The following is a 320-nucleotide window of genomic DNA, read 5'->3' as shown; positions in this document are numbered from 1 at the left end:
GTGTGTTGTTTGAGAACTGCACAGTGGACGCGAGCATCTTTGTTAGTAAGTGTTTAAGAGCGTACGGTGGATGCCTTGGCACCAGGAGCCGATGAAGGACGTAGGAGGCTGCGATAAGCCTCGGGGAGCTGTCAACCGAGCTGAGATCCGAGGATTTCCGAATGGGGAAACCCAGCACGAGTGATGTCGTGTTACCCGCATCTGAATATATAGGGTGTGTGGAGGGAACGTGGGGAAGTGAAACATCTCAGTACCCACAGGAAGAGAAAACAACAGTGATTCCGTGAGTAGTGGCGAGCGAAAGCGGATGAGGCTAAACC

General features: G+C 52.5%; 1 rRNA gene. It reads left to right on the top strand.

Annotated elements, in window-relative coordinates:
• Positions 1–43 precede the first annotated feature (43 nt).
• Positions 44–320, top strand: a 23S ribosomal RNA gene (locus WA675_RS27300); the annotation flags it as partial.

The organism is Nocardia sp. SSK8, assembly GCF_037034205.1.
Taxonomy (GTDB): Bacteria; Actinomycetota; Actinomycetes; order Mycobacteriales; family Mycobacteriaceae; genus Nocardia.
This window is presented reverse-complemented; position numbering and strand designations above follow the sequence as displayed.